Origin of the sequence: Methylobacterium bullatum, assembly GCF_014845095.1 — a bacterium.
Lineage (GTDB): Bacteria > Pseudomonadota > Alphaproteobacteria > Rhizobiales > Beijerinckiaceae > Methylobacterium > Methylobacterium bullatum.
Map to the genome: position 1 here is coordinate 105202 of NZ_NKUG01000070.1, position 19547 is coordinate 124748.

Annotated in this window: 21 protein-coding genes; 6 read left to right on the plus strand and 15 right to left on the minus strand. The window is 68.5% G+C overall.

The window, feature by feature from the left end:
- Positions 1-27: 27 nt before the first annotated feature.
- Positions 28-1131, minus strand: a complete 1104-nt coding sequence (locus MBTS_RS10720) for an alkene reductase (protein ID WP_192215593.1) — start codon at positions 1129-1131, stop codon at positions 28-30.
- Positions 1132-1560: 429 nt separating this feature from the next.
- Complete coding sequence (locus MBTS_RS10725) at positions 1561-2445, minus strand: HpcH/HpaI aldolase/citrate lyase family protein (RefSeq protein ID WP_147832298.1); 885 nt, start codon at positions 2443-2445, stop codon at positions 1561-1563.
- A 214-nt stretch (positions 2446-2659) separates the two neighbouring features.
- On the opposite strand from MBTS_RS10725, the gene MBTS_RS10730 reads away from it, so the two are divergent.
- A complete protein-coding gene (locus tag MBTS_RS10730; protein WP_192215594.1) occupies positions 2660-3004 on the plus strand; it encodes a DUF167 family protein in 345 nt (114 codons plus the stop codon).
- A 2-nt stretch (positions 3005-3006) separates the two neighbouring features.
- Here the strand turns inward: MBTS_RS10730 and MBTS_RS10735 are convergent, their stop codons facing one another.
- Genes MBTS_RS10735 through MBTS_RS10755 form a run of 5 tightly spaced genes read right to left on the minus strand, consistent with a single transcriptional unit; the run spans position 3007 to position 6578 of the window.
- Positions 3007-3378: a tRNA-binding protein gene (locus tag MBTS_RS10735; RefSeq protein ID WP_056144155.1), complete on the minus strand. Its 372-nt coding sequence runs from the start codon at positions 3376-3378 to the stop codon at positions 3007-3009.
- A gap of 16 nt (positions 3379-3394) precedes the next feature.
- Positions 3395-4222 (minus strand): FTR1 family iron permease, encoded by an 828-nt coding sequence (locus MBTS_RS10740; protein ID WP_056144153.1) that lies wholly within the window; start codon positions 4220-4222, stop codon positions 3395-3397.
- 43 nt (positions 4223-4265) lie between these two features.
- The gene (locus tag MBTS_RS10745; RefSeq protein ID WP_192215595.1) at positions 4266-5666 is read right to left on the minus strand and encodes a 4Fe-4S binding protein; all 1401 of its coding nucleotides are present in this window, start codon (positions 5664-5666) and stop codon (positions 4266-4268) included.
- A gap of 4 nt (positions 5667-5670) precedes the next feature.
- Positions 5671-6006 (minus strand): cupredoxin domain-containing protein, encoded by a 336-nt coding sequence (locus MBTS_RS10750; protein ID WP_056144148.1) that lies wholly within the window; start codon positions 6004-6006, stop codon positions 5671-5673.
- An 8-nt stretch (positions 6007-6014) separates the two neighbouring features.
- Positions 6015-6578 carry an iron transporter gene (locus MBTS_RS10755; protein WP_018042582.1) on the minus strand — a complete coding sequence of 188 codons (564 nt, stop codon included), beginning with the start codon at positions 6576-6578 and terminating at the stop codon, positions 6015-6017.
- A gap of 269 nt (positions 6579-6847) precedes the next feature.
- Here MBTS_RS10755 and MBTS_RS10760 point away from each other — a divergent pair, with 269 nt between their 5' ends.
- On the plus strand, positions 6848-7864 hold the full coding sequence (locus MBTS_RS10760) for a DUF2336 domain-containing protein (RefSeq protein ID WP_192215596.1): 1017 nt from the start codon (positions 6848-6850) through the stop codon (positions 7862-7864).
- A 94-nt stretch (positions 7865-7958) separates the two neighbouring features.
- Entirely contained in the window at positions 7959-8318 is a 360-nt protein-coding gene (locus MBTS_RS10765) for a hypothetical protein (protein WP_056257891.1), read from the plus strand.
- 30 nt (positions 8319-8348) lie between these two features.
- Here MBTS_RS10765 and MBTS_RS10770 read toward each other — a convergent pair whose 3' ends face one another.
- The 3 genes from MBTS_RS10770 to MBTS_RS10780 form a co-directional block, all read right to left on the minus strand.
- A complete protein-coding gene (locus tag MBTS_RS10770; RefSeq protein WP_192215606.1) occupies positions 8349-9530 on the minus strand; it encodes a glycosyltransferase family 2 protein in 1182 nt (393 codons plus the stop codon).
- 144 nt (positions 9531-9674) lie between these two features.
- Complete coding sequence (locus MBTS_RS10775; RefSeq protein WP_192215597.1) at positions 9675-11042, minus strand: MATE family efflux transporter; 1368 nt, start codon at positions 11040-11042, stop codon at positions 9675-9677.
- The gene (locus MBTS_RS10780) at positions 11033-11518 is read right to left on the minus strand and encodes a gamma-butyrobetaine hydroxylase family protein (RefSeq protein ID WP_056144133.1); all 486 of its coding nucleotides are present in this window, start codon (positions 11516-11518) and stop codon (positions 11033-11035) included. Before MBTS_RS10780 ends, MBTS_RS10775 begins: the two co-directional genes overlap by 10 nt.
- 174 nt (positions 11519-11692) lie before the next feature.
- Between MBTS_RS10780 and moaA the strand changes: the two genes are divergently transcribed.
- The gene (moaA, locus tag MBTS_RS10785; protein ID WP_056144129.1) at positions 11693-12727 is read left to right on the plus strand and encodes a GTP 3',8-cyclase MoaA; all 1035 of its coding nucleotides are present in this window, start codon (positions 11693-11695) and stop codon (positions 12725-12727) included.
- Positions 12728-12802: 75 nt separating this feature from the next.
- Entirely contained in the window at positions 12803-13669 is an 867-nt protein-coding gene (locus tag MBTS_RS10790) for an NAD(P)-dependent oxidoreductase (protein ID WP_192215607.1), read from the plus strand.
- Here MBTS_RS10790 and miaA read toward each other — a convergent pair.
- A complete protein-coding gene (gene miaA, locus MBTS_RS10795) occupies positions 13647-14600 on the minus strand; it encodes a tRNA (adenosine(37)-N6)-dimethylallyltransferase MiaA (RefSeq protein WP_192215598.1) in 954 nt (317 codons plus the stop codon). The genes MBTS_RS10790 and miaA overlap by 23 nt on opposite strands.
- 17 nt (positions 14601-14617) lie before the next feature.
- On the opposite strand from miaA, the gene serB reads away from it, so the two are divergent.
- On the plus strand, positions 14618-15514 hold the full coding sequence (serB, locus tag MBTS_RS10800) for a phosphoserine phosphatase SerB (RefSeq protein ID WP_056158354.1): 897 nt from the start codon (positions 14618-14620) through the stop codon (positions 15512-15514).
- A 10-nt stretch (positions 15515-15524) separates the two neighbouring features.
- On the opposite strand, the gene MBTS_RS10805 is transcribed toward serB, so the two are convergent.
- From MBTS_RS10805 to hflK, 4 genes are all read right to left on the minus strand, one after another.
- Positions 15525-15890: a CCDC90 family protein gene (locus MBTS_RS10805; protein ID WP_192215599.1), complete on the minus strand. Its 366-nt coding sequence runs from the start codon at positions 15888-15890 to the stop codon at positions 15525-15527.
- 138 nt (positions 15891-16028) lie between these two features.
- A complete protein-coding gene (locus tag MBTS_RS10810) occupies positions 16029-17555 on the minus strand; it encodes a Do family serine endopeptidase (protein ID WP_192215600.1) in 1527 nt (508 codons plus the stop codon).
- A gap of 82 nt (positions 17556-17637) precedes the next feature.
- A complete protein-coding gene (gene hflC, locus MBTS_RS10815) occupies positions 17638-18591 on the minus strand; it encodes a protease modulator HflC (protein WP_018042570.1) in 954 nt (317 codons plus the stop codon).
- Positions 18588-19547 (minus strand): FtsH protease activity modulator HflK (gene hflK / locus MBTS_RS10820; protein ID WP_192215601.1); only part of this gene is annotated, 960 nt, incomplete at its 5' end. The genes hflC and hflK, both read right to left, overlap by 4 nt.

Genomic DNA, 19547 nt, shown 5'->3' on the forward strand with positions numbered 1-19547 from the left:
CCCGGACCGAGTTCCCGGGATGAGGCATCAGCGCCGGAACGCGACGGGGCCGTTCATGCCCGGCCAGTCGGAATAGCCGTTGGCGCCCCCGCCATACCAATACGCCTTCGGAGCCTCGGCGAGCGGTGCGCCGGTGCGGAGCCGCTCCACGAGATCGGGATTGGCGATATAGGGCCGGCCGAAGCTGAATAGGTCCGCCCGCCCCTCGGCGAGATCCTTCTCGGCGAGGTCGAGCGTGTACTGGTTGTTGCCGATATAGGCGCCCCGGAAACGCTCGCGGATCTGGCCGAAATCCACCTCGTCCGGCACGTCGCGGGTTTGCTGGGTCACGCCCTCGATCGTGTGGACGTAGAGCAGGTCGAATGCGTTCAGGGCATCGATATAGGCGCCGAAGGTCGCCTTCGGATCGCTGTCCAGCGGCGTCTTACCCGGTTCCGTGGTGGCGGGCGACAGGCGGATGCCGACGCGCTTGCCGCCCCAGACCTCGGTCACCGCCTTCACCACGGCGAGGGGGAAGCGCAGGCGGTTCTCGATGGAGCCGCCATACCGATCGGTCCGCTTGTTGGTGGAATCGCGCACGAACTGTTCGAGCAGGTAATTGTTGGCCGAATGGATCTCGACACCGTCGAATCCGGCGCGCTTCGCATTCTCGGCGGCCTTCCGATAATCCTCGACGATGCCCGGGATCTCGTCCGTCTCCAGGGCGCGGGGCGTCTCATGCGGCTTCATGCCGGATTTGGTGAAGGCCATGCCCTCGGGCTTCAGGGCCGAGGGCGCCACCGGCGACTGGCCGTTCGGCTGCACGTCGGGATGCGAGATGCGGCCCGTATGCCAGAGCTGCAGGAAGATGCGCCCGTCATTGGCGTGAACCGCCGCGGTGACGGGCTTCCATCCCTCCACCTGCGCATCGGTCCAGATGCCCGGCGTCAGCGCGTAGCCGACCGCCTGGGGCGAGATGTTGGTCGCCTCCGAGATGATGAGGCCGGCATTGGCGCGCTGGGCATAGTAATCGACCGCGAAATCCGGGGGGATGCCCTCGTCGGAGGACCGGCTCCGGGTCAGCGGCGCCATGACGACGCGGTTCTTGAGGGTCAGGTCGCCGAGGGTGAAGGGTTCGAGGATCGGGCTCATGAGGCGCGTGCTGTCCTAAACGGGGTGAGACAGGCCCCCGACCGGGAGGCCTCGCGTTCACCCGTTCACGCGACCGAGCCGTCCCGCTTTCATGAGGGAGGCGGGACGGGGCTGGTTGGGATGAAGCGCTATGGACGGGCAATCCCGCCGCCCGATCCCTTGTTCCCGCACCCCTCCCCGATTGCACGGGGGGCGCATTCCCTCGCCCCGCTTGCGGGGAGAGGGACGCGACGACCCTGTCGTCGGCGCGTCGAGGCGGTAGCCGACGGTGAGGGGGCGATGTCGGATGAGACACCATCGGAATCGCCCCCTCACCGTCGCTCCGGCTTCGCCTCCGCTCATCGCGGACACGACGAGGTGTCCGCGATCCTCTCCCCGCCTGCGGGGAGAGGGGGCTCTCTCCCCCGTTCATGGTGGAGACGACCTGACTCAATACCCTTTGGCGGCGATGGAATCCGACCAGTTCACCGCGCGGCGGGCCATGCTGATATGCTGGCGCTCGTACATGCGGCCCTCGACCTTGATGGCGCCGCGCTTGGCGTTCTCGGGCTTGTCGAAGGCCTCGATCACCAGGGTGGCGCGGCGCACCTCTTCCTCGGTGGGGGCGAAGGAGGTGTTGGCCGGCTCGAGCTGGTTGGGATGGATCAGCGTCTTGCCGTCGAAGCCGAGGTCGCGTGCCTGCCGGCACTCGGTGCGACACCCTTCGATGTCGCCGATATCGTTCCAGACGCCGTCGAGGATGGTGAGGCCTTCGGCGCGGGCGGCGGCCAGGGTGAACATCATCCAGGGCAGCATCGGCACCCGGCCGGGCACGAGCTGCGCCCAGGTGTCCTTGGCGAGATCGTTGGTCCCGAGGACGAAGCAAGTGAGCCGGGTGCGCCGGTCGCGCCGCGCCTTGGCGATGTCCTGGATGTTGAGGATCGCCGCCGGGGTTTCGATCATCGCCCAGACGTCGATGCTCTCGGGCGCATCGAGGGCTTCGAGATGGTTGGCGATGCTCTCCAGCACCGCGGGCGAGGACACTTTCGGCATCAGGATGGCGTCGGGACGGGCTTCGATCGCCGCCTTCAGGTCGGCTTCGCCCCAGGGGGTCTGCGGAGCGTTGACGCGGATCACGAGCTCGCGGTCGCCGTAGCCGCCGCCCTTCACCGCCGCGCAGACCTGCTCGCGGGCCAGCACCTTCTCGTCCGGTCCCACCGCGTCTTCGAGGTCCAGAATCAGGGCATCGGCCTGCAGGGTCTTCGCCTTGTCGAGGGCTCTCTGGTTCGAGCCGGGCATGTAGAGGACGCTGCGGCGCAGGCGGAGATCGGACATGAACGCATTCCAGTGACGATGCGGTGGAGCTTAATGCAACACGGCTGCCGGGACAGCCCTGCGGATATAAAATGCGTGTCGATGATCCGCGTTCGACCGGCGCGGGCGTGGCCTTTGCAGCGAAATGCCGATCACACCGCATCGCCGCGAGGGCCTCGGGAAAATCCACTGGGTTCGCGGGAAACCGGCCCGGACAATGCACGGACAGGGAATCATGCCGCCTTCGACGGAAAACCGCCCCTATACGGCGACGCGGGAGGGCGTCCGGCTCGCCGTGCGCCTGACGGCGCGCGCGAGTCGGACCGGCCTCGACGGTCTCGTGGAGGGCGCCGACGGGCGCGTCTGGGTCCAGATGCGGGTCGCCGCACCTCCGGTGGAGGGGGCCGCCAACACGGCGCTGATCGCCGCCCTCGCTGAGGCCCTGGACCTGCGCCGGTCCGACATCCGCATCGTCACCGGGGATACGGCGCGACAGAAGATCCTGGCGCTCGGCGGCGACCCCGCATCGCTCGTCTCACGCCTCGACGCCTGGATCGCCGGCGCTGCCAAACGGCGGTGAGATCAGAACAGGCGGCTTCCGTCTGGCACGGCCTGGTCGGGGCGGAACAGCACGACGGCGCCGTTCGTGTCGGCGAAGCCCAGGGTCAGGACCTCCGAGAGGAACTTGCCGATCTGGCGCGGGGGGAAGTTCACCACCGCGGCGACCTGCCGGCCGACCAGATCCTCCGGCCGGTAATGCTCGGTGATCTGGGCGCTGGAGCGCTTGGCGCCGATGGCCGGTCCGAAATCGATGACGAGCTTGAGGGCCGGCTTGCGCGCTTCGGGAAACGGCTCGGCGGAGACCACCGTGCCGATCCGGATGTCGACGGCCAGGAATTGGTCGAACGTGATCGGGGCCGCCGCCGGAGCCGCCGAATCGTGGTTCACATGCATGGTCCGCCTCCCCGGTTCACGCCGTTCGCAGGGTCCGCCGCCTCTTGTCGGCCGACGACCATTGCATGAGCGCGATCATCACCAGGATCGTGCCGAGATAGACGATGACCTGCAGTCCCGTCGGGCGGTCGGTATAGCCGACGAGGGCATGGAGCACGCGGCCGACCATGCTGCCCTCGGACAGGATGTTGGCGGTGTTCCAGAGCGGCCGGTCGAGCACGGTGATGAGCCCGGCATTGGTGAGGAACTGCGCCGCCTGCGCGGCGAGGCCGGCGGCGAGGAAGATGATGAGCGCGCTGGTGACCGAGAAGACGTAGCGGGTGGGGATCGCGGCCAAGCCGAAATAGCTCACCGCCGAGATCAGGATGCCGGCGCCGACCCCGGCCAGCGCCCCGATCTGCAGGTCGGGGCCGGACGTGCCCGAGGCGACGAGGCCGTAGAGGAAGAGGACGAGTTCCGCGCCCTCGCGCAGGATCGCCGCGCCGACGACGAAGGCCAGGGCGGCGGATGTGGTCTCGCCCCGGCGCACGGATTCTCCGGCGGCCTTCAGTTCGCCCGCCAGTTCGCGCCCGTGGCGGCTCATCCAGGTGTTGTGCCAGATCAGCATGATAACGGCGGTGGCGAGGACGGCGGCGTTCAGGATGTCCTGTCCCGCGCCCTCGAACGCGTCGGAGATCGCTTCGGCGAAGAGCGCCACGAGGCAGGCGCCGGCAAGCCCGCCGACCACGCCGAGGCCGATCCAGCGGCCGCGCCCGGCGATGCCGCGCGTCGCCGCCAGCACGATGCCGATGATGAGGCCGGCTTCGATGACCTCGCGGAAGGCGATGACGAATGCTCCGATCATGCGGAGATTTCCTTCGATGTCGCGGGCGGGCTGCGTGAGCGCCCTACCAGATCCAGAACAGAAGCACCCAGCCGGAGACCGACAGGGTGGCGGCGGCGGCGATGCAGGCCGTCGCGCCCGCCCGGCGCCATCCGCCGGTGGTGAGCCCCGCCACCTGCCAGGCGAGCCACGCGCTCCACAGGCTCGCGCCGATGAGCAGCCCGGCCCGCATCTCGGCGACGTAGGGAAGCGGGAGCCCCTCCCCGCGCAGGAAGGTGACCGTGAGGGCCGAGAGGCCGAGGAACACGCCGCATCCCGCGATGGGGATCAGCGTCTGCGTCAGGTGGTGGAAGCGCGCCGACGACCAGGGGCCGAGGAAGCGCGTGGCGAGGGCCACGAGGGCGGAGAGGCCTACCCCGAGGATGACCGTCGCGGCGCCGATATAGGCCAGCAGCAGGCCGCCATCGAGCAGGGTCATGACGTCGTTGTGCTCGGGGTAGTTGGTGAGCACGAACCACGGCAGGGTGGTCTCCAGCGGCCAGACCATGCCGTGCTCGATGAACCAGGTGGCGAACCATTGCTTGGCGTCGATGAACCAGGGGCTCGACGACCATTGGAAGGCCCCGGCCGCCAGACCCATCATCCCGAACAGGATCAGGATCGTCTGTTCGAGGCTCGGCTCGGTGCCGGCCACATGGACGATCTCGTAGGCCGGGGAGCGCCGGGCGAGGCGGACCGCGCCGCGATAGCCGCTGCAGCGCCCGCACATATGGCAGGAGCCGGCCCCGCGCATGGTCTTCACCGGCACCAGGGGCGCGCAGTTGAAGGCGGCGCCCTGCGGCTTGTCGGAGGCGGCCCAGGCGGGGCGGTCCACCTGGAAGCTCACCGGGGCGAGCTTCGCCAGCACCGCGAAAACGCCGTTCACGGGGCAGAGATAGCGGCACCAGACGCGCTTGTTGCGGCCATAGACGAGGCCCACCGCGATCGCCGCCACCGTCGAGCCGCCCAGAACGGCGAGTACCGGCTTCGGATAGCCGTAGACGCTGACCATCTGGCCGTAGACGGTGGTGCCGGCGAACGCGATGAAGGGCCAGCCGCCCCAGGTGATCCAGCGCGGCACCGCGCGGCCGAGGCTCCAGCGGCTGGCGAATTCCGTGAGCGTGCCCTCGGGACACAGGACCCCGCACCAGGCCCGGCCGACCAGCACCATGCTCACGAGGACGAAGGGCCACCAGATGCCCCAGAACGCGAATTGCGCGAGGACGGTCAGGTTGTTCCAGAGATGGGCGGTGCGGTCCGGCAGGGGCAGGAAGGCCGGCACGGCCACGAGGACGAGATAGACCGCCACGACGGCCCATTGCACGCTGCGGATGATTCCGCCGTGGCGCTGCAGCCAATGGCCGAGTTCCGCGAGGCGCTGGTCGATCCAGGCTTCACGCAGGTCCGTCGAGACGCTCGCCGCCATCGGGCTACTTCGCCACCAGCTTGGCTTTGGCTTCCGGATGGAAATCGTCGAACACGTCGTAGGTGCCGGGGTCGAGGGTGCGGAACACGATGGCCGAGGTCGCGCCGGCGGCCAGGGCCTTCTCGCGCTTCAGTTCCATGCTCTCGAACTCCACCGGCGAAGCGCCGGTATTGCTGATCTCCAGCTTGAAGCGGGTATTGGCCGGCACCTCGATGATCTCGGGGATGATCACGCCGTCCTTCATCTCGACCTTGATCACCGGCATGTCGTTGGCCGACGCAAAGCCGATGCCGGCCGCCATGACGGCGCAGGCGAGTGCGAGGCTGCGGACGTGCTGCATCACGGGGCTCAATACGCACCCTTCTTGCCGGTGCCGGCGAAGGTGAAGTCCTGGATCAGGTCAAAGGGCTTGAACCATTCGGCGACGCCCGTCTCCTTGTCCACGTGGCGGCCGAAATGCTGGTTCTTGCCGGGAGGGGCCACGGTGAGCTTGAGCCGGTAGCGGCCGGGGCCGCTCAGCTTGACGTTGTCGCCGTAATGCGGGCCGTCATTGGCGACCATCGGCATCAGCGAGCCGCTCACCTTCGGGCCCGTGGCGGCCTCGCCCTCCAGCTTCGTCAGTTCGAAGCTCACGTCGAGGGAGGGGAGCCAGTCGCCCTCGGCGAAGCCGTTGCGATTGTCCTTGGCCGCGCGGATATCGGCTTCGAGGTGGATGTCGGATTGCGCGGCGGCGCGCATCATGTCCGGCGGGTCCATCTCGATCGGCTGAAGATAGACCGCCGTCACCTCCAGCCCGTCCTTCAGCATGGGAGGGCCGATCGGCGTCTCCTTGGCCGAGGCGAAGCCGGTGCCCAGGGCCGCGAAGGCCAGCAGGGAGGCGGAAATCAGGGCGGAGTGAGTGATCTTGCGCATCGTCTCTAGCGCGTAAACCAGCGCTCAGCCGATGCAAAGGCGCTTCTTTGCCGAATCGATATATCAGAACAATTCCAATGTGTTGCGCCCGCCCTTGGAACGACCGACGAAGGGCGGTCCGACGGCCTCTATGCCGCACCGCCCTCCCGAACGGCGACCGGGCCGCAAGCCGAGCCGGCCGGACGAACCGCCCGTTAACGGTGGCGCGACCAGTATCGTCGTCCCGTGGTCCTGCTGGCACGCAAGGTCGGCCGGAGACATCAGCGCCCATGGCGACCGCACTCGTAGCCCTCGTTCAGCAACTCGACCGCACCATGGCGGGGGCTTCGACGGAGCGCCGCGAGTCGATCCTGCACGATCTGACGTCACTATTCGCCGAATACGCGCCGCGTCTCGGCGCCGACCACGTCCGCGCCTTCGACATGGTGATGTTGCATCTGGCCCGGTCGATGGAGGAGGTCGCCAGAAGCGACCTGTCGCGCCGCATCGCCCCGATCGCCAACGCGCCGCCGCGCCTGATTCGCGACCTGGCCTTCGATCCCGCCGCCGCCGTATCCGTCCCGACCCTCGAAGCGGCGACGCTGCTGACGCTCGACGATCTCACCGCGATCGCGCGGGTCTGCGGCCAGCCCCAGCTCCTGGCCCTGACGCGCCGCAAGACCCTCATCGAGCTCCTCACCGACATCATCGTCGAGCGGGGCGACGCGACAGTATCGCGTGCGGTGGCGGGCAATCCCGGCGCGCGATTCTCCCTCGACGGCTACAGGCAGCTCGTGGGCCGCAGCCTGTCCGATCCGGAACTCGCCGCGCGGCTTCGCGACCGCGACGACGTACCCGACATCCTGGCGCAGGAAGGTGCCCTGTGGCACGGTATGACCCCGCCCTCCCCGGACGATCCGGCCCGCGCCATCTTCGCGGCCGAGGTGTTCGTGGGCGCCCAGTTCCGCCAGGGCGAGGTCACCGAAACCGTCATCGTCGGCTGGCTCGATTCGGGCCGCGAGACGGAAGCGCTCGTGGCGCTCGCCCGCCTCGCTGGGGTTCCCAGCGCCATGGCCATCGAGGCCTATCACGCGCCCTCCTACGAGCCGCTGCTCTACCTCCTCCGCTCGGTGCGCTTCGGCTGGAAGATCCTGAAGCTGTTCATGGCCTCGAATTCGGATCGGGAGACGCCGCCCGAAGTGATGCGGGGGATGACGGAGGCGTTCCAGGCCCTCTCCGTTGCCACGGCGCAGCGCGTCGTCCGGATGAACGCGGCCCGACGGCAGATCGACGCCGACCATGACTAACCGCCTCGCAGGCGCTTGGCCGCACGGAACCGGTGCCGCGCCGAACGGGCGGCGAGCCCTCACCTGTCTGACGACGTTCTAAGAAGTCGCTCTCATGCCTCAGCTACGCAAAGACATCAGGACCAGTTTCGAGCATGCCCGGCAGAAGGTCGAGGCCTATGCCTCGGCCAGCGAGGACTTGTCCGGCGAATTGCGTCGCTGGACCGATTCGACCCTCCGGTTCATCGAGCCCGAGGCCACGATCCGAACTCTTCACCGCATCGTCCTGGAAAGGGCCGACGATCTCGCCGGTCTGATGGCGGAGCGACCCCGGCCCCGCGACTCGTCCATCGCCACGGCCAAGAGCCACCTGACGGCTGCGTTCGAGGATCTGGAGGATGCCATCCTGAAACACGGCATCCTCACGCCGGCGGGCGAGAAGGTCGGCCTTGGAATCGCCGGCAGGCCGATCTGAGCGCTTCGCCTCCGGCCGGGTCTCGACGCGTCAGCGAGAGACGGGATCGCCCGCCATGGCCTTGGCCTCTGGCAGCAGGGGCGATGCGGGCGTGGGGGATTGCAGGCGGCTCCGCAGGGCCGCGCCTGCGCGCAGCACGACGAGGACGAGGGACGCCACGCGGATATGGCGGGGCAACTGCTTCGGCCCGAGGGGGCGGTAGACCAATTTGGGGCTGACACGCTCGATCTCGGCGACGGCGAGGCCGACGAGGGGCTGCTGGGCGATCCGGCCCGCCTCCGCCGCCGGGATCGCCAGTCTGCGCGACCAGGCCCGCGTGGTCGCCAGGCGCCCCGTGGCGTGGAGGCGGCGCAGGCGACGGCGCCACAGGTACCGGTAGAGCGCCCGCGGCACCGCTTCCATGCGGGCGTCGCAGAGACTGTCGGGAATCTCGCAGCGTGCCCGGATCGTATCGGCGACGCCGCCCGGCGCCCGGCCGACCAGACGCCCCGACACGGTGACGACCACGTCCTTGGCGTGCCGGACCCGGAGCCCGTGCTGGAGCAGGGCCGCCACGAAGGCGCCGTCCTCGCCGAGCGGGATCATCGGCATGCCGCCCACCAGCCGGTAGGCCGAGAGCCGGACGGAGAGCGTGGCGCCGATCGTCGTGCGGTGGCAGGGCCAGGGATCGTGCGGATCGTGGTCGATCCGCGCCTCCAGCTCCGTCAGGAGATCGCTGTAGGCGTCCTCCAGCTTGCCGCGCGCGCGCAGGGATTTGGGCAGGGCGGCCCATTCGGCCTCGTCGATCTGGATGCGCCCGGCCACCGCGTCGGCGCCGGCATTCAGGGCCGCGAGGTTGCGGACCACCCAATCCGTGGGGACGCGGCTGTCGGCGTCCGAGGTCAGGATGGTGCCGGCCGTGCCGTCGGGGCCGATCCATTCGGCGGCGGCATCCATGGCGGCGCGGCGCGCCCAGCCGGCATGGGCGCCGTCGAAGGTCACGCAGCGGACGCGGACGGGGATCGACATCGCCTGCGCGAGCTCCGCCACGATCCGGTCCGTGCCGTCGGTGCAGTTGTTGAGGAACAGGTACAGGCCGAGGCTGCCCGGCCGCACGCCGTCCTGCGCGTCGATGGCCCGAAGGCACGCCTCGATCCGCTCGGCCTCGTTGCGGACCGGGATGGCGATGACGGTATCCGGGGCCGCCGAGGGAAAGCGGGGCGACGTGTCGATCCCGGGGGCGACGTCGGCGAGGGTCGAGTAGGGCACGGGGGACTCCGATGGGGCGGCGCGGGCCAAGCCCGCTTCCGTTTCCCGGCAGGTGAGAGGGCCGGACCTTATCCATCGAAGCTGAACGGCAGCCGTCCGGTGCGACGATCAGGCGCCCGACGGTTTCGCGAAGGTCCGCCGTGCCAGGCCCGGATAGGCCAGGGCCTGGCTGGCACCGCGCGCGGCCAGCAGCGTCAGGAAGGCGAGCCAGAGGCCCATATTGCCGAAGCCGCCCGCATGGGCGAGGCCGATGGCGACGGCGTAGATGCCAGTGGCGGCGATCATCAGGTTGCGCATCGCCCGCGTCCAGGTCGAGCCGATATAGATCCCGTCATAGGCGAAGGGCACCGAGGCCACGAGGGGCGCGAGGGCGGCGGGGACGAGATAGGTGCGCGCCGTCTCGCGCACCTCCGGGCTCGTGGTCACGGTATCGATGAAGGCCGCCCCGAAGGCCAGGAACAGCACCGCCACCGCCAGGCCGAAGGCGGCGCACCAGACGAGGCTGAGCCGCGCCGCCCGGCGGAACCCGGCCTCGTCGCGGGCGCCCACCGCCTGCCCGCACAGGGTTTCGGCCGCCGTGGCGAACCCGTCGAGGAAGAAGCCGCCGATGAGGAAGAGATTCCACAGCACCGCATTGGCCGCCAGGACCACGTCGCCCGAGCGCGCGCCGAGGGCCGAGAACAGGGCGATGGCGCCGACCAGCAGCAGGGTCCGGATCATCACGTCGGCATTGACGCTGAGCATCCGCGCCAGCGCCAAGGGATCGCGAACGACGCGGAACGGCACCGAGAACGGCCGCGACCCGAGCTGGGCCAGGAGAAGGAGACCGAGGGCGGTCCCGGCGGCCTCGGCCAGGAAGGTGGCGATGCCGGCGCCCGCGACGCTGAGATCGGCCCACAGCACGAGGACGAGGGTGAGCGCGATGTTGACGAGGTTGATGGCCACCTGCAGCAGGAGGCCGAGATCCGTCCGCCCGCGCCCGAGCACCGAGCCGAGGATGGCGTAGTTCGCCAGGGTGAAGGGCGCCGCGAAAATGCGGATGTGGAAATAGGTGGCCAGCCCCGCGATCACCGCCGGGCTGGCGCCGCTGAGCGAGAAGGCCCCGGCGGCGATCGGCACCTGTGCGGCGACGATGACGAGCCCGACGAGGAGGCCCGCCGCCAGGGAGCGCGCGAGGATACGGTCGACCTCCCCGGCATCGCGCGCGCCCACCGCCTGGGCGGTGAGCCCCGCCGTCGCCATGCGCAGCGAGCCGAACGACCAGAACACCGCATCGAAGATCACCGCCCCCAGTGCCATGGCACCGAGAAGCGCGGGATCGCCCAGCCGCCCGATCACCGCCGCCCCGACGAAGCCGAGGAGCGGGGTGGTGACGTTGGCCAGCGTCATCGGTAGCGCCAGAGCCAGGATGCGGCGGCTGGTAGCCGGAACCGGCGTCACCCCGAGGGTGGAATCGGCGGTGGCGGTCAGTGACATCCGCACCCGCTGCCGCAGCTTCCCTCGCTCTTCGGTGGCTCGCCCTTGGGGCCGGCGGCCGGACGACGGGCGGCGTCGCGCACGAGTCCGCGCTCTTCGAGTTCGGACAGGTACGTCGCCCACCGGTTCCGGTATTCCCGGCCGAGATCGTAGAGATAACCCCAACCGAACAGCCCGGTATCGTGCATGTCGTCGAAGGTCAGCTTCACCGCGTAGTTGCCCACCGGCTCCACCGAGAGGATCGCCACGTCGCGCTTGCCGCCGATGACCTTGCGCTCGGAGGGCGAGTGGCCCTGCACCTCCGCCGAGGGGCTGGACACGCGCAGGTACTCGGCGGGCAGGGCGAACTTGCCGCCATCCTCGAAGGACACGTTGAGCGTGCGCTTGTCGCCGGACAAGCGGATCTCGGTGGGCCACCGCTCCGGCGGAGCGACCTGCCGGCCGGTGGAGTGGGGATCGGCGTGATGCTGGCTCATGCGAGAAATCTCATGCCCGAAAGCGGGTGGGATGCAATATATGTGTAGAGCGCAGGGGGCATGCGTCCGAGTATGCTTGCCCTATCCGCCGTCGCGCCTCATATGCCGGACATGCTAGGTTCACCGCGCGACCACGCTCCGGAAGTCCCCCCAGGCCCGAGTCCCGAGTCCCCCATGGGTGTTGCCTTAGCCGAACGCGTCGCATCGAAGGCACCCGCGCCTTTGATAGACCCCTTCCAGCGCGCGATCACCTACCTTCGCATCTCGGTGACGGATCGCTGCGACCTGCGTTGCGTCTACTGCATGTCGGACGACATGCAGTTCCTGCCCAAGCGCGACCTGCTCACCCTCGAGGAGCTGGACCGGCTTTGCGGCGTGTTCATCGACCGGGGCGTGCGCAAGCTGCGGATCACGGGCGGCGAGCCGCTGCTGCGCCGTGACATCATGCATCTCTTCCGGCGGCTGTCCCGCCATCTCGGCTCCGGCGCTCTCGAAGAGCTGACGATGACGACGAACGGGACGCAGCTCGGTCGCTTCGCCCCGGAGCTCGCCGAGCTCGGCGTCAAGCGCGTGAACGTGTCCCTCGATACCCTCGACCCCGACAAGTTCCGCGCGGTCACCCGGCGCGGCGACCTCAAGGTAGTGCTCGACGGGATCGAGAAGGCCCGCAAGGCCGGGATCAAGGTCAAGATCAACGCCGTGGCGCTGAAGGGCGTCAACGAGGACGAGATCGCCGACATGATCGCCTGGGCGCATGGCGACGGCATGGACATGACCCTCATCGAGGTCATGCCCCTCGGCGAGGTCGAGGGCGACCGCACCGACCAGTTCCTGCCCCTCTCCGTCGCCCGCGCCCGTCTCGAGCAGCGCTACACCATGGTGCCCCTGCCCGACCGGACCGGCGGACCGGCGCGCTACGTCCGTATCGCCGAGACCGGCGGGCGGCTCGGCTTCATCACGCCGCTGACCCATAATTTCTGCGAGAGCTGCAATCGGGTCCGCCTCACCTGCACCGGCAAGCTCTACATGTGCCTCGGTCAGGAGGATGCCGCCGACCTGCGCCATGCCCTGCGCGCCTCGCCGGACGACGCCCTCGTCACGCAGGCCGTCACCGATGCCATCGCGCGCAAGCCCAAGGGCCACGACTTCGTCATCGAGCGCGCCCGTCCGGCCGCCGTGCCGCGCCACATGAGCGTCACCGGCGGCTGATTTCGTCTGGCGTTTGACCCCTCCGGCCATCGTATCTAGACCCGCCTCCAACGAAATGACGGATGGAGACGGATGATGGCGAAGGTCGCGTTCCTGGGCCTCGGCGTGATGGGCGGCCCGATGGCGGGTCACCTCGCCAAAAAGGACCATTCCGTCACCGTCTACAATCGGACGACGGCCAAGGCGGAAGCCTGGGTGAAGGCCAATGGGGGCGCCTTCGCGGCGACGCCCCGCGAGGCGGCGGCGGGGCAGGAGATCGTCTTCGCCTGCGTCGGCAACGACGACGACCTGCGCGGCGTGACTCTGGGTGAGGACGGCGCCTTCGCCGGAATGGAGAAGGGCGCGGTCTTCGTCGATCACACCACGGCCTCGGCCGAGGTGGCGCGCGAACTGTCCCAGGCCGCGTCGGTACTTAGCCTCGGCTTCATCGACGCTCCGGTGTCCGGCGGACAGGCCGGTGCCGAGAACGCGGCGCTGACCGTGATGTGCGGCGGGGACGAGGCCACCTACGCCAAGGTCGAGCCCGCAATCCTCAGTTTCGCCAAGGCCTCGCGGCTGATGGGACCGGTCGGCTCCGGCCAGCTCACCAAGATGGTCAACCAGATCTGCATCGCCGGCATCGTCCAGGGACTGTCCGAGGCGATCCACTTCGCCAAGCGCGCCGAACTCGACGTGGATGCGGTGCTCGACGTGATCTCGAAGGGCGCGGCCGGTTCCTGGCAGATGGAGAATCGCGGCCGGACCATGAATGCCGAAAAATTCGATTTTGGTTTCGCCGTCGACTGGATGCGCAAGGATCTCGGCATCCTCCTCCTCGAAGCCCGGCGTAACGGCGCCAAGCTCCCGGTCACCGCCCTCGTCGACCAGTTCTATGCCGACGTGCAGGCCATGGGCGGCAACCGCTGGGACACGTCGAGCCTCATCGCCCGCCTGGAAAAATGAGGCTCGTCGCCACGGCGAGGGCCGCGTCGGGATCCGTCCAGGCCCAGTCCTCGCCCATCTGGTGGCGGAACCAGGTGAATTGTCGCTTGGCGTAGCGCCGCGTATCGCCCTGCCCGCGCTGGATCGCCTCGGCGAGGGGGATCGACCCGTCGAGATGGGCGATGAGGCCCGGCACGCCATGCGCCCGCATGATCGGCAGGAGCGGATCGAGGCGGCGCTCCCTCAGCGCGGCGACCTCGTCGAGGGCACCTGCCTCGATCATCGCCACGAAACGTCGGTCGATCCGGGCGCGCAGGGTCTCGCGTTCGGGGGCGAGGAACAGCTTGACCAGGTGTTTGCCCGCCAGCGGCCCGGCGACGCGCTCGCCGTGAAACGCCGAGATCGGCCGCCCGGTGGCGGCGAAGATTTCGAGCGCGCGCATGATCCGGGCGCGGTCGGTGGGCCGCAGGGTCGCCGCTCCGGCGGGGTCGACCTCCGCGAGGTCGGCATGGAGCCGTTCGGTCGTGCGGTCCTCGGCCCGCGCGCGAAGGGAGGTCCGGATCGCCTCGGGGACCGGAGGCAGGTCGGACAAACCCTCCTCCAGGGCACGAAAATACAGGCCGGTGCCGCCGACGAAGATCGGAAGTCGGCCGTTCAGATCGACGAGAAGGCGCGCGGCATCGCGGGCGAAGTGCCCGGCCGAGTAATTCACCGCGCCATCCACCTCGCCGTAGAGCCGGTGAGGCGCCAGCGCCTCCTCCTCGGCGCTCGGCCGCGCCGACAACCGTCGCAGGTCGGCATAGACCTGCATGGAATCGGTGTTGATGACCACGCCGTCGTGACGGCGCGCGAGTTCCGTCGCGAGGCCGGACTTGCCCGAGGCGGTGGGCCCTGCGATGAGGATCGCCGCCGGGGGCGCCTGTCTGTGTGATCCGTCCGTGACCGGCGGCAAGGCGTGGACACTCCCCGATGACCCTCGTCGCGACCCTGATAGCAAACGAGAGCCGGCCCGCCATCACCGATGCGGTGCTGGCCGAAGCCCGTTCCGTGCTGCGGACCGATCATCAGCCGCGCATCCTCCATGGCGAGGTAGCGGCCGAGATCCTGTTTCCGGGCTCCGGGGACGACGTTTCCGCGATGGCGCGGCGGTTACGGGCGGCCTTTGCCGCCGAACCGTTCGACGTTGCCGTGCAGGTCTCCGGCGCCCACCGCCGCAAGCGGCTGTTCCTGGCCGACATGGATTCGACCATGATCGAACAGGAATGTATCGACGAGCTTGCCGACACGATCGGCCTGAAGGACCGCGTCGCCGCCATCACCGAGCGGGCCATGCGGGGTGAGATCGCCTTCGAGCCGGCCCTGCGCGAGCGTGTCGCCCTGCTGCGCGACCTGCCGGTCGGCGTGGTGGACGATCTCATCCGGGACCGCATCACCCTCACACCGGGGGGGCGCGTCCTCGTCCGGACGCTGAAGGCCAACGGCGCCCATACCTGTCTGGTCTCCGGCGGGTTCACCCTGTTCACGGGACCGATCTCGGCGACGATCGGCTTCGACGAGGCTCACGCCACCACCCTCGGGGTAAAGGACGGCCATCTCACCGGCGAGGTGCTGGAGCCCATCGTCGGCAAGGAGACCAAGCGCGCGACGCTCATCGCCCTGCGCTCGCGCTTCGGCCTCGACCGTGCGGACACGCTGGCGGTGGGCGACGGGGCGAACGATCTCGACATGCTCGGCGAGGCCGGCCTCGGCGTGGCGTTCCGGGCCAAGCCCAAGGTCGCGGCGGCGGCGGATGTCCGCATCGACCACGGCGACCTGACCGCGCTTCTCTACCTGCAGGGTTACGGGGCGAACGAATTCGTCGCCTAGCACCGGCCGGTCAGCGGATGATCCGTGCCAATGCGATGACGGCGCCGAGAATGATCAGCGTCTGAAAGCCAATCGTCCCGAACATCCACTTGATGATATCGGCTTTCGTGGCTTCGATCTTCGCTTCCAGCCGTGCCTCGGCTTCGCGAAGGTCTGATCTCGTGGACATCTTGAGCGCTTCGATATCCGCTCGGGTCGACAAGCGGAGCGCCTCGATATCGCCTTTCACCGATCCGATATCGGATTTCGTGGCGATGTCGCCCTGAAACAGCTCGGTGAACGCGTCCGCGAGGCCCTCGGCCTGTTCGGCGGACAGCTTCGCCTTCTCGCGAAGGGAGCGGGCGAATTTCAAGGTGTCGAAGGCGACCGCCGTCATCGGTTGCTGGTCTCTATAGCGTCGAGATCAGATTACGCGCCGGACGGCGAGTGGCACAAGGCGAATGTCCCGCCTCGACGGCAGAGCGAGGCCCATCCCGCGTGCGGAATGGGCCGATGCTTTCGATGAAGACGATGCCTATTCGAGACCGATCGCCACGAAGCGCACGTCGCCCGATACGGCGGCCACGAGGAGGAGAACGGATTTGCGGTTCTCCTTCTTCAGCTGATCCACCCGCTTCGTCACGTCGGCGGGGGACGAGACGGATTCCTGACCGACCTCCACGATGACCTCGCCGGGCTTGATCTGCTTGTCGGCGGCGGTGGAATTCGGGTCGACGCGTGTCACGACCACGCCCTTCACGCTGTCCTTGATGCTGAAGCGGCGGCGCAGCTCGTCGGTGATCCCGGACAGGTTGAGTCCGAGGGCCTGACGGATGGCGGGCTCGGCCGCCTCCGGCTGCTTGGCGTTGGCGAGCTGGGGCTTCTCCGGGTCGTCGAGGCGGCCGAGGGTGACGGATTTCGTCGTCTCGGCACCCTTCCGGACCACGATGACCTCGACCACCTTACCCACCGGCGTGGAAGCGACGATGCGCGGAAGGTCGCTCGACGACTTCACCACAGTCCCGTTGAACTTGGTGATGACGTCGCCGATCTCGAGGCCCGACGTCTTGGCGGGGCCCTTCTCGTCGACGCCCGCGATGAGCGCGCCCTTGGCGCCGCCCTTGAGGCCGAGGGCATCGGCGGTGGCGTCGTCGACGTTCTGGATGCGCACGCCGAGCCAGCCGCGGCGGACCTCACCGAACTCCCGGAGCTGGTCGATCACCTGCGACGCGGTGGCGGAGGGAACGGCGAAGCCGATGCCCACCGAGCCGCCCGTCGGCGACAGGATCGCCGTGTTGATGCCGATGACCTCGCCGTCCATGTTGAACAGCGGGCCACCGGAATTGCCCTTGTTGATGGCCGCGTCGGTCTGGATGTAGTTGTCGTAGGGGCCGGATTCGATGTTGCGCCCGCGCGCGGACACGATGCCGGCCGAGACCGAGCCGCCGAGGCCGAACGGGTTGCCGATGGCGATGACCCAGTCACCGGGGCGCATCTTCTCCGAATCGCCGAACGGCACCGCCTTCAGCGGCTTGTCGGCTTCGGGCTTCACCCGCAGGACGGCGAGATCGATCTTGGGATCCTTGCCGATGATCTCGGCCTTCAGCTTGGTGCCGTTGTGCAGAATCACCTGGATGTCGTTGGCGTCGCCGATGACATGGTTGTTGGTCACCACGATGCCCGAGGCATCGATGATGAACCCCGAGCCGAGGGAGTTCGACTTGCGCGATTGAGGGCGCGGGGAATCCCCGTCGCCGCGCTGGCCCCGCTTGTTGAAGAATTCTTCGAAGAGATCCTCGAACGGCGTGCCCTGCGGAAGCTGCGGCATCGTCCGGCCGGGCGCCTTGGCTTCCACCGTGGTGGAGGCCGAGATGTTCACCACCGCGTCGGTGACCTTGTCGGCGAGGTCGGCCAGGGATTCTGGACCCTTGGCGAGGGCCGGTCCGGCGAGGCCGGTGATGGCCACCGTGGTGGCGAGCGACAGGGCGGCGAAGGCCGAGCGTGCTGAGTGGCGGAATGCCCGGGGACGTCGCGCCGTCGTGGCGCCCGCAGCGGAAATCATGGTCGACCTCTTGTTGGAACGAGGCATTAGATCGTCCGCCGTGGCGGACGATCAAGGGCCGGTCGGGCGATGAAGCCGGGCTTCAGCGAGCCGTGCCGGTCGTCGCGCCCGCGTCCGCCGCTCCGGTGGCCCGCGGGGCGGTTGCCGGAGCGCGGCCCTGCGGATCGTTGAAGTAGCGGAAGAAGTCCGAGTTCGGGTTGATGACGAGGCGCGTCTCCGGCCCCTTCAGGCTCGTCTCGTAGGCCTGCATCGACCGGTAGAAGGCGAAGAAATCCGCATCCTTCCCGAAAGCTTCGACGAGGATGCGGTTCCTGTCGCCGTCGCCCTGGCCGCGCAGGGTCTCGGCGGTCTGGTTGGCCTCGGATAGGACCACCGTCACGTCACGGTCGGCCTTGGCCTTGATCGTCGCCGAGATCTGGTCGCCGTTGGCGCGGATGTCGGCGGCTTCGCGGTTCCGCTCCGTGATCATCCGCTTGTAGACGGCGGTGGAGTTCTGCGCCGGCAGATCGACGCGGGTCATGCGCAGATCGACGATTTCGACGCCGAGCTCCTTGGCCTGTGTGTTCACGTCGCCCTGGATGACGTTCATCAGGTGCGAGCGCTCGGTCCGCACGATGGCGTCACGGGTCGAGCGGGCCAGAACGTTGCGCAACGACGAGTTGGTGAAGCTCGCCAGCAGCGTGTTGGCGCGCAGCACGTTGTTGGCCGACTGGTAGAAGCGCAGCGGATCGATGATGCGATAGCGCGCGAAGGCATCGACTTCGAGGTTCTGCCTGTCGGCGGTCAGGAGCGTCTGGACCGGGAGGTCGAGGTCGAGGACGCGCTTGTCGAACAGGACGACGTTCTCGATGAACGGGACCTTGAAGTAGAGGCCGGGCTTCTCGGTGCCCGTCTGGTTGAGGACCGTGCGGACACGGCCGAACTGGATCACCAGCGCCTGCTGCATCTGGCCCACGGTGAAGACCGAGGCGTAGAGGGCGACGGCGATCACCGCCAGGAGGAAGACGCCGCCGGTGCGGAGTGCGGAACCGTTCATCGGGCGGCTCCCGGATTGGCGTTGCGATTGCCGAATTCGGTCAGCGGAAGCACCGGAACGACGCCCGCGCCGGTTGCACCACCGGCCACACCGGTTCCGTTCTGGTCGATGATGACCTTGTTGACTGAGCCCAGGACCCGCTCCATCGTTTCGAGGAAGATACGCTCACGGCTGATCGCCGGTGCGAGCTTGTAGGATTCGTAGACCTGCTGGAAGCGGGCCGCCTGACCGGTGGCATCCGCCGTCGCCTGCGTCTTGTAGGCCTCGGCCGCCTGCACGATCTGCGAGGCCTTACCGCGCGCCTGCGGAACCTCGCGGCTCGCATAGGTGCGGGCTTCGTTCTGCGCGCGCTCGGCATCCTGCTGGGCGGCGTTGACGTCGATGAAGGCGGGTCTGACATCCGGCGGCGGATTGACCGCCACGAGCTGGACCACCTCGATCCGCACGCCGGCGCCGTACTCGTCGAGGGCCTTCTGGGTGATCTCCTTGACCTCCTGGGCCACGCTGGATTGCTCGTTGGTGAGGATCGCCTGGATGTTGCGGCGACCGATCACCTCGCGCATGGCGCTCTCGGAGATCGCCTTGATGGTGCCTTCGGGGTTCTCGAGATTGAAGACGAAGTCCGACGCCTTCAGCGGGTTGATGCGCCACTGCACCTCGAAATCGAGGTCGACGATGTTCTCGTCACCCGTGAGCATCAGGCTCTCCTCAGGCAGGTCGCGGGACCGCGACTGCGACCCGACGCCGGCGCGGTAGCCGATCTGGACGCTGTTCACCTGCCCGACATTCGGCTTCGTCACCGCGCCGATCGGATAGGGGAAGTTGTAATGCGGGCCCTGCCCGGTGGTGTTCGTGTAGCGACCGAAGATCGTCTCGATGCCGACCTGCTGAGGCGCGACCGTGTAGATGCCGGTGGCGAGCCAGATGAACAGGACGATGCCGCCGGCCACGGCGAC